The organism is Parasulfuritortus cantonensis, from assembly GCF_004337445.1.
GTDB classification, from domain to species: Bacteria; Pseudomonadota; Gammaproteobacteria; order Burkholderiales; family Thiobacillaceae; genus Parasulfuritortus; species Parasulfuritortus cantonensis.
In genome coordinates, this window is sequence record NZ_SJZB01000018.1 from 19,051 (window position 1) to 34,646 (window position 15,596).

The following is a 15,596-nucleotide window of genomic DNA, read 5'->3' on the forward strand; positions in this document are numbered from 1 at the left end:
GGCCGGCGTTGGGCAAAAAAAACCGGCACGCGGGGTGCCGGGAGTGTGCGAAGGAAAACTAAAGAGGAGTCCAATGAAGGAGTCCTCAGTGTCCCCGTTTGCGTCTTACAACGAGCATACAGTTCGGTAAAGTTCGCCCTCGCTTGGGCGCGCCCGGCCGCGCCGCTGCCGAGGCCGGGCGCCGAGTGCTTCCCGACCGCCCGGCCAGGCCGGCGTGCCGCGCTGCCGGGATCAGCAATCCCGCGTGCGCAGGTCGAGATAAAAGCCGTTCAGCCCGGGGTGCGGGTCGGCCTCAGCGGCGACGGCGTCGACGCCGTCCTGGCGCTCCACCGTGATGCGCTCGGCCCGGCGGTTGGCGGCCTCCGCGAGACTGTCCGGCAGGCCGGGATAACCGCCGCCGGCGGGACGCCACTCGTGCAGGGTGACCAGGTAGGCTTCGGCCAGATCGGGGTGGCTCAGCCGCAGCCGGACCGGCGTCTGGCTGCCCAGCCCGGGGTGCAGGCCCCAGCCGGGCACGAAGCTGCGGTAGCGCAGGCCGAATACCTTGAGTTCCCCCTCTCGGTCCCGCTCCGGGCGCATGGGCAGTGCGACCGCGCAGGTGGCGATGCGCCAGGCCTGCCAGTCCGGTCCGGCTCCGGGCCGGGGGCGCAGACGTATTTCCAGGCGTGCCGTGCTGGCGTCGACGAGCCGGGAACTGCCGCCTTGTTCCGGACTGGCCGCATCGCCGAGCAATGGCCAGAACTCCAGGGCGCGGCGGATTTCCAGGACGCAGCCGGGCAGCTCGGCGTTGCCCAGGTGGCGGAATTCGTCCAGGCGCAGGCGCGCGGTGATCGCCTCGTCCAGTTCCAGGCCGGCGCTGGCCAGGGCGCCGAGGACCGCCTCCATGTCCTGTTCCAGGTAGAACGGCAGCGCGAACCGGTCATGCAGTTCGCGACCCCAGTCGAGCAGCGGCAGGGCATCGTCGCGGCAGGCCAGGAAGGCGACGAGGGCGCGCAGCAGGCAGGCCAGGGCAGTGGCCCGTTCGGGGCTGTGCTGCATGCGCAGGGCGCGGAATTCCACCAGGCCTTGTTTGCCACGGCTGCCCAGGAACGGGTTCCAGAGTTTCTCGATGTTGACCTCGGCACGGTGGCTGTTGCCCGCCGCGTCGCAGAGGAACGAGGCGAGACCGTGCCAAAGGTGTTCCGGCGAGGGCGCCGGGTCGCGTTCGAGCAGGGCAAGCGCCAACTGCAGTTCGTCGAAGGTATCCATGCCCCGTTCGTCCGTGCGGACCGATTGCCCGCCGCTGCCCATGTAGTCGTGGCAATACAGGTAGGACAGGGCCGGGTGCCGGTTCAGGAAGCGCACCAGGCGCGGCAGCAGGCGCGGCGCCAGCAGGAACGGGCTGGCGTCCGGGCTCGGCCCGCCCAGGGTGATCTGGCCGCCGCCGCCGGAGTCGGCGACGGCGCCGTTGTAATAGAGCCGATAGGGGGCCAGCCCCTCGTCCGCGGCCGTGGCGTAGATCGCCCGGCTGCGGGCGAGAAAGTCGCGGGCGTCGACGCTGGGGGCCGTGTTGACCTCGATGACGGCCGGGTCCGGGGTTACCGTGGTCCATTCGACCAGGGCATCCACGGGGGCGGATAGCCGGTCAGGCGCGGCCTGGGCAGGCCGCAGTCGGCCGCAGCCGCGGCCAGGCATTCGAGCACCGCCAGGAAGGTCGCCACGTCGGCGAACATCGGCAGTTCGACGGCCGGCACCGGGCCCTCGTCGGGCAGGCTCAGGGCGAACAGGTGGAGGCCGGCGGCCGCAAGGTCGTCCGTCAGGCCGCCCGCCGGCGTCGGCCGGGTGTGTACCGGCGCCCGGGCCAGGCGCGGGTCGTCGGGGGCCGGCATCGCGACGCCGGGGTCGGTGCGCAGCAGGACGCGCCGCTCACAGGCCGCCGCGCCGGCGACCGCGTCGACGTGCCAGCCGCGGCCGGTCAATTCCGCCGCCAGGGTGGCGGTCCAGGCGTCGAGGTCGGCCGGCGCCTCGGCGACCGGCCGGGGCGGCCAGACGGGGCGGCCGTCCCGGCGCCGGTAGAGGCCCAGGTTCCAGCGCGGCCGTTCTTCGCCGGGATATTGGCGGCCGACCGTGTGCAGCAGCAGGCTGCCCGGGAACCGGGCGCACAGGCGCTCGGCCAGGGTCTGGGCTCGCGCCTCCTTGTCGCCGCCGAGGGCTTGGTTGAGCCATTCCGGGGACTGCGCGGCGCGGTCGGTGAAGGTGGGCTCGGAACCCACCCAGATGGTCAGCCCGCGGGCGGCGACGTCGGCGTCGTGGCGCGCCACGGCGGCGTCGAAGGCGGCGGCGCCGGAATCAGTCCTCGACATGGATGCGCACCTCCGCACGCAGGCTGGACGGGCTGTCGCCCTGGTAGCTGCCCTCGATCGGGGCGGCGTCTTCGGGATCGGCGGCGGCGGCGACCGCGACGTGGCGGTCGGCCACCGCCAAGCCGTGCGTGGGATCGAATCCGCGCCAGCCGCCGCCGGGCAGGTAGACCTCCGGCCAGGCGTGCATGTAGCGCGTGCTCGTGTCCGCGCGGCCCTGCTGGTAGCCACTCGCGAAGCGGCTCGCGATGCCCTGGCTCCGGCAGACCGCGGCGAACAGCACGGCGAGGTCCCGGCAGGCCCCGCGGCCGCGCCGCAGGGTTTCCTCGGGCCGGTGGGCGCGGCCGCTGTCGCGGATCTCGCGGTCGATGCGCCGGTGCAGGTCGGCGTTGAGGCGGTGGACGAATTCCAGCCCGTCCGCGGCCCCGGCACGGACCTGTGCCGCCAGCTCGAGGACCCCCCGCGGCGCCGCCGCGGCGCCGATCCAGGGCGCGAGGCGGCGCGCCAGGGCGGGGGCGTAGAGGGCGCCCCAGGGCATGGCCTCGGCCAGGTAGTCGTAAGGGTCGATCAGCCGGGTACGCGCTTCGAAACGGCTGCGGACGGTGAACTTCTCAGTCTCGCCGAGAAACCAGACCCGGGTGGCCAGGTTGCCGTCGGCGTCCAGCACGTCCGACCGGCCGGCCGGCATCGGCTCGATGTCGAGTTCGTGGCGCAGCAGTTCCGTGCCGCCGTCGCAACGCGGACGCAGGCGCAGCCAGTGCGGCCCAAGGCGCACCGGTCGGCTGTATCGGTACGTGGTGACGTGGCTCACCTGGAAGTACATCGCAGCACTCCGACGACGGACGCTTAATAGCATAGTCACATCGATTCGCCGGCCGCGTCCGGCGATTTCGGACTGCTTCGTCGGGTTGCCGGTCTGTGGCGAGAGTGTGACGGGCGGCCCGGCCCCGGCAAATTTTTGCCGCCCGGCCGAAATCGGGCGGCCGCCTGCGGTACCCTTACCGGCTTCGGAGGGGTGACGCGGAGACATGGATTCGATCGAGGTTGTGTTGGCAATGCTGCTTGCGGTGGTGGCCAGCGGCTATCTGGTGCGCATGTTGCCGTTCTCCATGCCCCTGCCGCTGGTGCAGATCGCCCTCGGTGCCCTGGTCGCGGCGGTGACCGTGCACGGCGTCGCCCTGGACCCGGAGATATTCTTCCTGCTCTTCCTGCCGCCGCTGCTGTTCCTGGATGGCTGGCGCATCCCCAAGACCGGCCTGTTCCGCGACAAGGGCATCATCCTGGCGCTGGCCTTCGGCCTGGTCGTCTTCACGGTGCTCGGGGCCGGCCTGCTGGTGCACTGGCTGATTCCCGCCATGCCGCTCGAAGTGGCCTTCGCCTTCGCCGCCATCGTCTCGCCCACCGACCCGGTGGCGGTGTCCTCGATCGCCGCCCGGGTGCCCATCCCGAAGCGCCTGATGCACATACTCGAGGGCGAATCCCTGCTCAACGACGCTTCCGGCCTGGTCTGCTTCCGCTTTGCCGTGGCCGCGGTGATGACCGGCAGCTTTTCGCTCGGCACGGCATCGCTCACCCTGGTCTGGGTGTCGCTCGCCGGCGTTGCCGCCGGCGTCGCGGTGACCCTGGGTGTCAGCCTGGCGCAGAGCTGGCTGTCGCGCCATTTCGGGGAGGAGAGCGGGTCGCCCATCCTGATCAACCTGCTGACGCCGTTCGGCGCCTATCTGGTCGCCGAGCACGTCCAGGCGTCCGGCATCCTCGCCGCGGTGGCCGCCGGCATCACCATGAGCTACGTGGAACTGTCCGGGCGCGCCCTGGCCACCACCCGGGTGCAGCGTGCGGCGGTCTGGGAGATGGTGCAGTTCACCCTCAACGGCATCATGTTCGTTCTGCTCGGCGAACAGCTGCCGGGCATCCTGCGCCGGGCCGCCGATTCCGTGGAGGAGGCCGGCCATCTGTCGCCCTGGTGGCTGCTCGCCTACGTCCTCGCGATCGGCGCCATCCTCGTCCTGCTGCGCTTCTGCTGGGTCTGGGCGGCCTGGCGCTTCAGCCTGTTCAAGGCGCGCCGCCAGGGCGGGGCGCTGCCCAAGCCGCGCCTGCGCATCATCGCCGTCATGGCCCTGGCCGGCGTGCGCGGCGCGGTCACCCTGGCGGGCGTGCTGACCCTGCCGCTGCTGCTCCCGGACGGCGCCGAGTTCCCCGCCCGCGACCTGGTGATCTTCCTCGCCGCCTCGGTGATCCTGCTCTCGCTCCTGCTGGCCAGCGTCGGCCTGCCGCGCGTGCTGGAGGGGCTGACCCTGCCGGAAGAGCCGGCCGACCGCCTGGAGGAGGACCTCGCCCGCCACGAGGCGGCCCTGGCCGCCCTCGCCGCGATCGAGTCGACGCACCACGCCCTGGCGGCAGAAAGCGGCGCCGACGCCGACCTGTACGCCAACGCCGCGGTCAGGGTCATGGCCGACTACAGGCACCGCATCGACGACCGGGCGGTACCGGGCACGGTCGACGCCGGCCACTTGCGCCAGGCCGACCGGGCCGAGGTGGCGTTGCGCCTGGCGGCCCTGAAGGCGGAACGGGAGACGGTGTTCAAGCTGGCCCGCGACACGGCGATCTCGGATGAGATATCCCGCAAGCTGGTGCGCCAGATCGACCTGATGGAGGCGCGCTACCGTTGAAGCAGGGGCCCGCAGCGGACCGGCTTCCGCCGCACCGGGGCTATAGCCGGCGCCGGTTTTGCCGATAAAGGGGCACGTGGCGCGGTTGGCCGGCGCGGTTGTCTGGTGCGCCGGCCCGTGCGCCACCCCATGAGGCGCGGAGACAGCGAGTGACGAACGGCAACGGTTTGGCGCAGTCGATCAAGGACAGGTATCGGTTCGTCCGGCTGCTCTGGCTCGGCGGCGCCGTCCTGGTCAGCCTGTTCGTGGCCGGCATGGTCGCGCTGCTGGTGGCCCAGAACCACGACCGGGCGATCGAGCAGGCGACCGAGCTGACCGAGAATTACGGCCGCATTCTCGAAGAAGGCCTGATCGGTTTCATCGGCAAGATCGACATCTCCCTGCTCACCGTGCAGGACGAACTCGGCCGCGAGGCCGGTCGCGGCGGCGTCGACAAGCCGGCCTTGCAGGCGGTGGTCGCCGACCAGGCCGATCATGTGCCGGATGTGCTCGGGCTCTGGGTCGTCGACGCCGACGGCAATGCCCTGGCCGTGGCGGGCAGCGCGCGGCCGCCGGTGGTGCCCGGCCTGATCGGCGGCGCGGAGGCGGCGGCCGGCGAGCTGTTGTTCTCGCGCCCGTATCCGGACGGTCCGGACGGCCGTTCCATCGTCGTCGTCGCGCGCCGGATCGACGGCCCGGGCGGCCGTTTCGCCGGCGAGGTCCAGGCGTCGGTCGCGGTCGACCATTTCATCCAGCTGTTCGCCAAGGTCAACCTCGGGCCGAACGGCAACACCGGGCTGTGGGACAAGACCCGCCTGATCGCCCGCTACAGCCGGGCCGACCGGCAAGGCGCCACGGTGGGCGCCACGACGCCCTCGGCGCAGTTGCGCAACCTGCTCGGGTCCGGCCGCAGCGCGGCGCATTACAACGCCCGCTCGGGCATCGACGGCATCATGCGCACGTACTGCTTCCGCCAGGTCGGCACCTATCCGCTCTACATGGTCGTCGGCCTCGCCGACCGGGATTTCCTCGCGCAATGGCGTACCGACACCCTGCGCGTCGCGGCCCTGGCCGCCCTGTTCGTGCTCGCCACCCTGGTCTCCTCCTGGCTGGCCTATCGCGGCTGGCGGCGGCGCGAGGCGGACCACGAGGCCATGCTGAGGCAGAAGGCGGAGTACACGACCCGGCTCGAGCATTCGTCGAAGGTGGCGGAAGCGGCCCGGAAACAGAGCGAGCTGATCCTGGACTCCGCCGGCGAGGGCATCTGCGGGGTGGATGTGCACGGCCGCATCCTGTTCTTCAACCAGGCCGCCCGGCGCATGTTCGGCTGGGCCGAGGGCGACGGCGTCGGCCACGACCTGCACGCGCTCACCCACCACCACCGCAGCGACGGCACGGCCTACCCGGCGGCCGACTGCCCGATCTCCCTGACCCTGCACGACGGCCAGCGCCGCCTGGTCAAGGATGACCTGTACTGGCGCCGCGACGGCAGCGCCTTCCCGGTCGAATTCACGGTCACGGCGATGACCCAGGATGGCGAGATCAAGGGCGCGGTGAACGTGTTCCGCGACATCGCCAGCCGCAAGCAGGCGGAAGCGGAGCTGGAACGGCATCGCCACCACCTCGAGGAGCAGGTCGCCGAGCGTACGGCCGCCCTCTCGGTCGCCAAGGAGGCGGCCGAGGCGGCCAGCCGGGCCAAGAGCACCTTCCTGGCCAACATGAGCCACGAGCTGCGTACCCCGCTGAACGGCATCCTCGGCATGACCGACCTCGCCCTGCGCCGGGCCGAGGACGCCCGGCAGACCGATCAGCTGCGCAAGATCCGCCAGGCCTCGCATCACCTGCTCGGCATCATCAACGACATCCTGGACCTGTCCAAGATCGAGGCGGAGCGGCTGGTGCTCGAGAGCCACCCGTTCAGCCTCGGCGAGGTGCTGGAGAACCTGTTCAGCCTGGTCGCCGACAAGGCGGCCGAGAAGGGCGTGAAACTCACGCGCGCCATCGATCCGGCGCTTGCGCCGTTGCTCCTGCAGGGGGACGCCATGCGTCTGGGGCAGGTGCTGCTCAATCTGGTCGGCAACGCCATCAAGTTCACCAGCGCCGGCAGCGTCGATTTGAGCGCCGCCCTGATCGAGTCGGGCGCCGGCGAGGCCGTGGTGCGCTTCGACGTGCGCGACACCGGTATCGGCATCGCCGTCGAGGACCAGCGGCGCCTGTTCAACGCCTTCGAGCAGGCCGACGGCTCGATGACCCGCAAGTACGGCGGCACGGGCCTCGGCCTGGCCATCAGCAAGCGCCTGGTGTTGATGATGGGCGGCGACATCGGCGTCGACAGCCGGCCCGGCCGGGGCAGCAATTTCTGGTTCACCGCGCGGTTCGCGCGCGCGCCCGGTTACGCCGAAGTCAGTCCGGCCCGACCCGGGCTCCCGGCCGAGGAGCAACTGCGCCGGCGTTTCCCGGGCGCCCGCGTCCTGCTGGTGGAGGACGAACCGATCAACCAGGAGGTTTCCCGCGGTCTTCTCGAGGAGGCGGGGCTGCACGTCGACGTCGCCGACGACGGCCTGCGCGCGGTGGCGATGGCGGGCGAGGCCGAATACGACCTCATCCTGATGGACATGCAGATGCCCAGGATGAACGGGGTCGATGCGACCCGGGCGATCCGCGAACTGCCGGGTTGCGCCGGGGTACCGATCCTGGCCATGACGGCGAATGCCTTCGACGAGGACCGGGACCGCTGTCTCGCCGCCGGCATGGCCGACCATATCGCCAAGCCGGTCGACCCCGACCGCCTGTTCGAAACCCTGCTGAAATGGCTGGCGCGTCCGGACGCGCCCGTTCAGGGGTTGTAGATCGGTCGGCCGAGGGCGCGGTAACGCGCGATCACCGCGCTGGCCGGTTCCGCCAGGACGCCGCGCCGGACCTCGATGCCGGCCCGCTCCAGCGCCGCATAGGAGGCCGCATCGACGGGCCCTTCGTCGAAGCCGGCCTGGCGGGCGGCGGCGGCCGGGGCGGCGCAGACCAGGCGCCGGACACCGCTCCACAGGATGCCGCCGAGGCACATCGCGCAGGGTTCGCAGGAGGTGTACAGGGCGTAGCCGGGTGCCCGGTTGAGGGTGTAGCGCCCGAGCGCCCGTTGGGCCCGCATGATGGCCAGCATCTCGGCGTGCAGGACCGAACTGTTCAGGCGCACCACGCTGTTGACGCCGACCGCCAGCAGGCGGCCCTGGTCGAGACTGAATATCGCCGCCCCGAAGGGGCCGCCGCTGGCGCGTTCGACGTTCTCGCGCGCCAACTCGACCGCCAGTGCCATGCGCGCCGCGTCGTCGGCGAAGACGCGGCCGACCGCCTCGTAGGGCGTCGCCCAGTCCGGCAGGTCGAGGGCGAGACAGGCCTGCGCCACGGCGCCTCAGCGCGCCGGGATGGCGATCCCGGCAGCGGCGATCTCGGCGGCGATCGCGTCCACGAGCACGGGCAACACCGCCTCGACGATCGGCGTCAGGCCCATGTGGGTGGCCAGGCTTTCCGGCTCGACACCGAACAGCACCGTGTGTTCGGGCGCCTCGTGGGTGATGACCAGGGTGGCCAGGACGTCGGGCAGGCCGACCTGGTGAGGCGACAGCTTGGTGCGGAACAGGGCCGGGATCTCCTCGTCCTTGAGCCGCAGGAGGGTGCCGGGCGCCCTGCCGGCGCGGACGCAGTCGGCAATGATCAACAGGTTGCAGTTGGCGAGGTCGTCGAGCAGTTCCATGGCCGAGGTGCCGCCGTCGAGCAGATCGACTTCGGCGGGGACTTGGTAACGGCGGCCGAGTTCTTCGATGGCGCGCACACCGATGCCTTCATCGGTGAGCAGGATGTTGCCGACGCCGAGGACTACGATACGCATGGCTGGGTCTTCCATAGACGAAAAAACACCCGGCCGAGGCCGGGTGTCGCAATGATCTCATTCCTGAGGGAGGAGGGGAAACTCAGGAACCGATCGAGCACTGATCGCCGCTGTTGCAGCCGGCGTGGACCGTCGACTTTCTGCTGCCGTCGACGTCGAGTACGTGTACCGCGCAAGCCAGGCAGGGGTCGAACGAGTGCACGGTGCGCAGCACTTCCAGCGGACGCTCGGGGTCGGCCACCGGGTTGTTGACCAGCGACATCTCGTACGGGCCGGGGGCGTCGTTCTCGTTGCGCGGGGCAGCGTTCCAGGTGGTCGGCACCACGGCCTGATAGTTCTTGATCTTGCCGTTGTCGATCACGATCCAGTGGCTCAGGACGCCGCGCGGGGCTTCGTGGAAGCCGACGCCGGAGACTTCGCCCTTCGGGAATACCGGCTTGTTGAACGTGTGGGTGTCGCCCTTGCCGATGTTCTCGACCAGGCGGTTCCACATGTTGTTCAGCTCGTCGACCTGGACGTTGCAGGAGACCGCACGGGCGGCGTGGCGACCGATGGTCGAGTGCACCGCGGCGAGCGGGATCTTGGTACCGGCGACGGTGCTGGCCGTGTCGAGCAGCTTGGTCAGGTACTTCAGGGTCGGTTCGTGCTTGGCGGCGGCCATGGCGAGGACGCGCGCCAGCGGCCCGACCTGGGCCGGCTTGCCGAGGAAGGTCGGCGACTTGACCCAGGAATACTTGCCGTCGTCCTGGAAGTCCGTGTAGTCGGGGTCGGTTTCGCCCTTGTACGGATGCAGCGGGTCGCTGCCCTTGTACCAGGCGTGCTTGGAGCTTTCCTTGACGCCCTCGACGAAGAACGGGTCGCCGAACTTGGTGATCGGCTTGAACTTGGTGAGGTCGCCGCCGGGCACGAAGCCGCCGGGCAGGGCGAACTGGGTGCCCTTGCCGTCCAGGGGCAGGTCGGGTACCGACAGGTAGTCCATGATGCCGGCGCCGTGGTGGGTCCAGTCGGCATAGAACGCGCCGATGGCGGAGACGTCGACCAGGTAGACGTTATGGACGAAGTCGGCCAGTTCGTCGATCCAGCCCTTGATCGCCATCAGACGCTCGACGTTGAGCACCGACTGGGCGTCCGGGTTGATCGGGTTGGCGACGCCACCCACGGCGACGTTCTGGATGTGCGGGGTCTTGGAACCGAGGATGGCGACGATCTTGTTCGCCTTGCGCTGGATGTCCAGGGCCTGCAGGTAGTGGGCGACCGCGAGCAGGTTCACTTCCGGCGGCAGCTTCATGGCCGGGTGGCCCCAGTAGCCATTGGCGAAGACGCCCAGCTGGCCGGTGCCGACGAAGCCTGACAGGCGCTCCTTCACGGCGGCGAACTCGTGCTTGCTGTTGCCCTTCCAGGTCGACAGCGACTCGGCCAGTTGGGCGGTCTTCACCGGGTCCGCCTTGAGTGCCGAGACCACGTCCACCCAGTCCAGCGCGGACAGGTGGTAGAAGTGCACGATGTGGTCGTGGACGGCGTGCGCCAGGATGATCAGGTTGCGGATGTACTGGGCGTTGACCGGGATTTCCAGGTCGAGGGCGTTTTCCACGGCACGTACGGAGGCGATGGCGTGCACCGTGGTGCAGACGCCGCAGATGCGTTGGGTGATGGTCCAGGCATCGCGCGGGTCGCGGCCGAGCAGGATCTGCTCGACGCCGCGCCACATCTGGCCGGAGGCCCAGGCCTTCTTGACCTTGCCGCCGTCGATTTCGCAGTCGATGCGCAGGTGACCCTCGATGCGGGTGATGGGATCGATGGTGATGCGTTTGCTCATGTTTCTGCTCCAGGGTTATTTGACGGCGGCCTCGTGCTTGGGCAGCACGGGCAGCAGACGAACGAGGACGACGTAGCCGAGGATCTCGATGGCAATGATACCGATGGTCAGGCCCATTTCGGCCAGGGACGGGAAGTAGTTCCAGCCGTCGCCGGTCTCGTAGCCGACCAGGTAGCTGTTGATGCGCAGCAGGAAGGTACCCGTCATCATGCAGGCGGCGGACAGGAACAGCTTGTCCGGACGCCGGCGGTTGGACGCCTTGGCCAGGAGCACGGCCGGGACGACGAAGAACGCCATCTCGATCCAGAACATCAGGGCCATGATGTTCGGCTTGAAGGCTTCGCCGACGGCCCCGCGCACCACCAGGTCGGCCACGCGGACGACCAGATAGACCAGGATGACGCCCCACATGACCTTGGACAGCTTGGCCAGGATGCCCAGCTCGAACGGCCGCTTGAAGCCGATGGCCGATACCGTCGATTCGAAGATCACGATGGCGTAGCCGACGCTGATGGCGGTCAGCAGGTAGAACACCGGGATCAGCAGGCTCTGCCAGAGCGGGTTCAGCTGGGTGCCGAGGACGATCAGCATGGAACCGAGCGAGGACTGGTGCATGGAGGGCAGCAGGGCGCCGAGGGCGATGAACAGGAACATCCAGCGGCCCAGCTTCTTGCGCAGCTCGTCCTTGTTGAACTTCTCCATGAACACCGGCGAGAACTCGATCCACATGACGACCACGTACAGCGAGATGCAGGTCGCCACTTCGAACATCACCGAGTTGATCTGGGCCCAACCGGGCGTGAAGATGTGCCAGGTGTTCCAGTAGCGGCCCAGGTCGATGATGACCGAGACACCGGCCAGGGTATAGCCGAACAGGCTGCCCAGGAGTGCCGGCCGGACCAGCGGGTGGTATTCGCCCTTGTTGAAGATGTACACCAGGAGGGCGACCGAATAGCCGCCGCAGGCGAAGGCGGAACCGACCATGACGTCGTAGACGACCCAGATACCCCAGGTGTAACCGTCATTGACGTTGGTCACCGAACCGATGCCCAGCACCAGCCGGACCACCAGGACGGCCCCGGCGATCAGGATCAGCAGGGCCATGGTCTTGGTCAGCGAGGTGACCAGGGAGCCCCCCAGGGGGGCGGGAGCGGAATGTGCGTGATTCGACATCTGGCTACTCCTGGTCTTCGTCTTGATCGCGCAAGCTGTGCTTGGCCGCCACCACCAGACCGCCGAGCACCACGACCGGGGCGATCAGGTAACCGTACAGGCTGTGCTGCATGGTTTCCGAGATGGAGGCGAACGAGCGTTCCGGCAGGTCGCGATATCCGAGCTTGTCGAACGGGACCGCGGACAGCTTGAGGACCTGGGTACCGCCCAGTTCCTTCTCGCCGTAGACCTGCGGCACGTAGTTGGCGGCCTTGGCCATCTGCCAGTCGCCACCACCCAGCTTGCCGCGCGGCACCATGTAGTCCGTGCCGGGCTTCAGGGCCAGACGGCGCTTGGCCTCGGCCATCAGCTCGTCGGTCGGGCCGAAGATGGTCGCGCCGGTCGGGCAGACCTGGGCGCAGGCCGAATACTCGAACCGGGTGTGGTTGTCCGGCGACGCCAGGTGGCTGCACAGCTCGCACTTGACGATCTGCGGGAAGGCCTTGTCGTACTGGAAGCGGGGTACGTCGAAGGGGCAGGCTAGGACGCAGTAGCGGCAGCCGATGCAGTCATGCGGGTCGTAGGTGACCACGCCGGTTTCCGGATTCTTGCGCATCGCGGAGACCGGGCAGGCCGACACGCAGGACGGGTCGACGCAGTGCAGGCAGGAATGCTTCATGAAGGCGTAGCCGTCCTTCTCGCGATCCTTCACCTCGCCGGTGCCGTCCTTGTACATCTTGATGATGTTCTTGGTCTTGCCGGAGATGTCCAGCGGGGTGTCCCACATGTGGTCCTCGGTGGAGAACTCGGGCGGCAGGCCGTTGGATTCTTTGCAGGCGGAGACGCAGGCCTTGCAGCCGATGCACAGGGTGCCGTCATACAGCAGGCCCATGGCCTTCGGTGGCATGGTCAGATTGCCCCGGGCCTCGGCCGGCGCCGGGGCCGCCGTAGCCGCGACCGCGCCGCCCGCCAGCACCCCTTTCAGGAACTGACGACGGTCCATGCTCATGATTCGGCCCTTTCCTTGTCCTTGGGCTCATCCGACTCGACGGCCAGGTTCTTGCCCAGATTCTTGGTCAGGTTGTAGGTGGCCGCGGTGGCCGCGCCGGCCAGCGCCGCGACGGCGGCGGCCGAAGCGATCGTGGCACCGACGCCACGCGATTCGTCGACCTTCGGGTAACCGAGCGGCGGTTGCACCGACTTCAGTTCGGCCAGGGCGTGGATCGGCTTGGTGAAGCCGACGCCTTGTTCCGTGCAGCCGATGCAGGGGTGGCCGCAACCTACCGGCCAGGACACCTCGCCGACATCGTTGAAACCGATCACCGGGCAGTTGGCGTAGGTCTCGGGACCCTTGCAGCCCAACTTGTACAGGCACCAGCCCTGACGGTGGCCGGCGTCGCCGAATTCCAGGGCGAAGCGGCCGGCGTCGAAGTGCGGACGGCGTTCGCAGTTTTCGTGCACCAGGCGCGAATAGGCGAACAGCGGGCGGCCGAGCTGGTCGACGGCGGGCAGCTTGCCGAAGGTCAGGTAGTAGACGACGGCGGACAGGAAATTGTACGGGTTGGGCGGGCAGCCGGGGATGGTGACCACCGGCTTGCCGAGCACCGTGCTGGCGCTGGAGGCGCCGGTCGGGTTCGGACCGCTCGAGGGCATGCCGCCCCAGGAGGCGCAGGAACCGATCGCCACCACGGCGGCGGCGCCGGCGGCACATTCCTTGACCAAGTCGATGGCGGTCTGGCCACCGACCTTGCAATAGATGCCGTTGTCCTTGGTCGGGATGGCGCCTTCGACGACGAGCAGGTACTTGCCCTTGTTGGCTTCCATGGCGGCCTTGCGGGCGGCCTCGGCCTGGTGGCCGGCGGCGGCGAACAGGGTCTCGTGATAGTCGAGGGAGATGACGTCGAGGATCAAGCGTTCAAGCGTCGGATGTTCGGCGCGCAGGAGCGACTCCGAACAGCCCGTGCACTCTTGGAAGTGCAGCCAGATGACCGACGGCCGCTTGGTCGGATTCGCCACTGCCTCGGCGATTTCCGCTGCCGCGGTGGCCGGGAGCCCGAGAGTGGCTGCCATGCCTGAGCAGAGTTTAAGGAACTCGCGGCGGGACACGCCCAGCCGCTTTTCCACCGCCTGCACGCTCGGCAGGTCTTCCATCGAGATGATGTCGATCTTCGCCATGATCGTCCTTTCCAGTTGTTACGCTCCGGTGTTGGCCGGATACTCCAGCCGATGCTGCCGGTCCTAAATAACTAGGTTATGGTTAGCTCACAATTCAAATTATTACCATATCAATATAAGGAAGTCCTAATTTATTACGTATATTTATTTCGTCATACAGGTACCGTATTTTTCAATATCAATAAAATTCATGCTATGAGTCTGGCCGACCTCGTCGATACCCACAGCCATCTGGATGCGGCGGAATTCGATCCCGACCGTGACGCCGTCTACGGGCGCGCCTGCGCGGCCGGCGTGACGACGCAGGTGGTGCCGGCGATCAGCACCGCCAACGGCCGCGCGGTCGCCGCGGCCTGCCAGCGTTATCCGGGTTGCCGGCCGGCCTGGGGGATGCATCCGATCTACGTCGACAGCCACGCCGAAGGCGATCTGGCCGAATTGCGCCGGCAGGTCGAGGCATGGCGCCCGGTGGCCATCGGGGAAATCGGTCTGGACCTGTTCGTACCCGGTCTGGATTTCGTCCGCCAAGAATTCTTTTATGCCGAGCAGCTGAAAATCGCCCGCGATTATGACCTGCCGGTGTTGCTGCATTGCCGCAGGGCGGTCGACGCCATCTTGAAACACCTGCGCCGGACCCGGGTGCCGGGCGGCATCGCGCACGCCTTCAACGGCAGTCGCCAGCAGGCCGATGCGTTCCTGAACCTGGGTTTCCGGCTCGGCTTCGGCGGCGCCTTCACCTGGGAACGGGCGACCCGGCTGCGCGCCCTGGCCGTCGAGTTGCCCCTGGAGGCCATCGTCCTGGAGACCGACAGCCCCGACATCCCGCCCGCCTGGCTCGGCCGTGCCCGCAACGAACCGGCCGAACTCGCCCGCATCGCGGCCACCCTGGCCGAGTTGCGCGGCCTCGACCCGGCCGAGGTGGCGCGCGCCACCAGCGCCAATGCCCGGGCCGTCCTGCCGGCCCTTGCCGCCGCGTCATGAACCGGGCCAACCTGACGGTTCCCAACCTGCTCACCGCGTCCAGGCTGGCGCTGGTGCCCTTCGTGGTCTGGTACCTGGCCCAGGATCGCCTGGATGTCGCCTTCTGGCTGTTCGCCGCCGCCGCTTTGACCGACCTGTTGGACGGCAACCTCGCCCGTCTGCTCAACCAGCGCAGCGTCCTGGGCGCCTGGCTCGACCCGATCGCCGATAAGGCCATGCTGTTGTCCACCCTGATGATGCTGGTCTGGCTGGAGATCCTGCCCCTCTGGCTGGGCGCGCTGGTCGCCCTGCGCGACGTCATCGTGCTGCTCGGCGCCGCGGCGTTCCGGCAACTGACCGGCGGCCTGGAAGTGGCGCCGACCTGGTGGGGCAAGGCCGCCACGGCGGCCGAGTTCGTCCTCGTCGCCCTCGCCCTGGCCGACCTCGCGCTGGGCTGGGGGCTCACCTTCCTGGGCTACCTGACCCTCCTGACCGGCACCCTGGTGTCGGTGTCCGGATTGCACTACGTTTGGGTCTGGAGCGCCAAGACCCGGGCCTGGCGGGCCGCCCAGGCGCGCTTCCGCTCGTGACCGGGGTTGTCCGGTCCGTTCCGTCCGGTTCCC

General features: G+C 68.9%; 13 protein-coding genes. 4 read left to right on the forward strand and 9 right to left on the reverse strand.

The window, feature by feature from the left end:
- Positions 1-231: 231 nt before the first annotated feature.
- From EZJ19_RS05005 to EZJ19_RS05015, 3 genes are read right to left on the reverse strand one after another with little or no spacing between them, the layout of a single operon-like run.
- A complete protein-coding gene (locus EZJ19_RS05005; RefSeq protein WP_165873467.1) occupies positions 232-1,608 on the reverse strand; it encodes a transglutaminase family protein in 1,377 nt (458 codons plus the stop codon).
- Positions 1,578-2,342 carry a transglutaminase family protein gene (locus tag EZJ19_RS05010; RefSeq protein WP_131445200.1) on the reverse strand — a complete coding sequence of 255 codons (765 nt, stop codon included), beginning with the start codon at positions 2,340-2,342 and terminating at the stop codon, positions 1,578-1,580. The genes EZJ19_RS05005 and EZJ19_RS05010 overlap by 31 nt, the downstream gene beginning before the upstream one ends.
- Positions 2,329-3,162 (reverse strand): transglutaminase family protein, encoded by an 834-nt coding sequence (locus tag EZJ19_RS05015; protein ID WP_165873468.1) that lies wholly within the window; start codon positions 3,160-3,162, stop codon positions 2,329-2,331. Before EZJ19_RS05015 ends, EZJ19_RS05010 begins: the two co-directional genes overlap by 14 nt.
- A gap of 232 nt (positions 3,163-3,394) precedes the next feature.
- On the opposite strand from EZJ19_RS05015, the gene EZJ19_RS05020 reads away from it, so the two are divergent.
- Both EZJ19_RS05020 and EZJ19_RS05025 read left to right on the forward strand, forming a co-directional pair.
- Positions 3,395-5,008, forward strand: a complete 1,614-nt coding sequence (locus EZJ19_RS05020; RefSeq protein WP_240754666.1) for a Na+/H+ antiporter — start codon at positions 3,395-3,397, stop codon at positions 5,006-5,008.
- Positions 5,009-5,157: 149 nt separating this feature from the next.
- A complete protein-coding gene (locus EZJ19_RS05025; RefSeq protein ID WP_131445203.1) occupies positions 5,158-7,836 on the forward strand; it encodes a response regulator in 2,679 nt (892 codons plus the stop codon).
- On the opposite strand, the gene EZJ19_RS05030 is transcribed toward EZJ19_RS05025, so the two are convergent.
- The 6 genes from EZJ19_RS05030 to EZJ19_RS05055 all read right to left on the reverse strand — a co-directional run bounded on the left by EZJ19_RS05030 (position 7,824) and on the right by EZJ19_RS05055 (position 14,013).
- Positions 7,824-8,387, reverse strand: coding sequence for a nucleoside deaminase (locus EZJ19_RS05030; protein ID WP_206199317.1), 564 nt, complete (start codon positions 8,385-8,387; stop codon positions 7,824-7,826). The two genes, EZJ19_RS05025 and EZJ19_RS05030, sit on opposite strands and share 13 nt — an antisense overlap.
- A 6-nt stretch (positions 8,388-8,393) precedes the next feature.
- Positions 8,394-8,870: a HyaD/HybD family hydrogenase maturation endopeptidase gene (locus EZJ19_RS05035; RefSeq protein ID WP_131445204.1), complete on the reverse strand. Its 477-nt coding sequence runs from the start codon at positions 8,868-8,870 to the stop codon at positions 8,394-8,396.
- A gap of 82 nt (positions 8,871-8,952) precedes the next feature.
- A complete protein-coding gene (locus tag EZJ19_RS05040) occupies positions 8,953-10,686 on the reverse strand; it encodes a nickel-dependent hydrogenase large subunit (RefSeq protein ID WP_131445205.1) in 1,734 nt (577 codons plus the stop codon).
- 15 nt (positions 10,687-10,701) lie between these two features.
- Complete coding sequence (gene hybB, locus EZJ19_RS05045) at positions 10,702-11,859, reverse strand: Ni/Fe-hydrogenase cytochrome b subunit (protein WP_131445206.1); 1,158 nt, start codon at positions 11,857-11,859, stop codon at positions 10,702-10,704.
- 4 nt (positions 11,860-11,863) lie between these two features.
- A complete protein-coding gene (gene hybA / locus EZJ19_RS05050) occupies positions 11,864-12,847 on the reverse strand; it encodes a hydrogenase 2 operon protein HybA (RefSeq protein WP_240754659.1) in 984 nt (327 codons plus the stop codon).
- On the reverse strand, positions 12,844-14,013 hold the full coding sequence (locus EZJ19_RS05055) for a hydrogenase small subunit (protein WP_131445207.1): 1,170 nt from the start codon (positions 14,011-14,013) through the stop codon (positions 12,844-12,846). The genes hybA and EZJ19_RS05055 overlap by 4 nt, the downstream gene beginning before the upstream one ends.
- Before the next feature lie 195 nt (positions 14,014-14,208).
- Here EZJ19_RS05055 and EZJ19_RS05060 point away from each other — a divergent pair, with 195 nt between their 5' ends.
- Both EZJ19_RS05060 and EZJ19_RS05065 read left to right on the forward strand, forming a co-directional pair.
- A complete protein-coding gene (locus EZJ19_RS05060; RefSeq protein WP_131445208.1) occupies positions 14,209-14,994 on the forward strand; it encodes a TatD family hydrolase in 786 nt (261 codons plus the stop codon).
- Positions 14,991-15,563, forward strand: a complete 573-nt coding sequence (locus EZJ19_RS05065) for a CDP-alcohol phosphatidyltransferase family protein (RefSeq protein ID WP_131445209.1) — start codon at positions 14,991-14,993, stop codon at positions 15,561-15,563. The genes EZJ19_RS05060 and EZJ19_RS05065 overlap by 4 nt, the downstream gene beginning before the upstream one ends.
- The last annotated feature ends 33 nt before the right edge of the window (positions 15,564-15,596 follow it).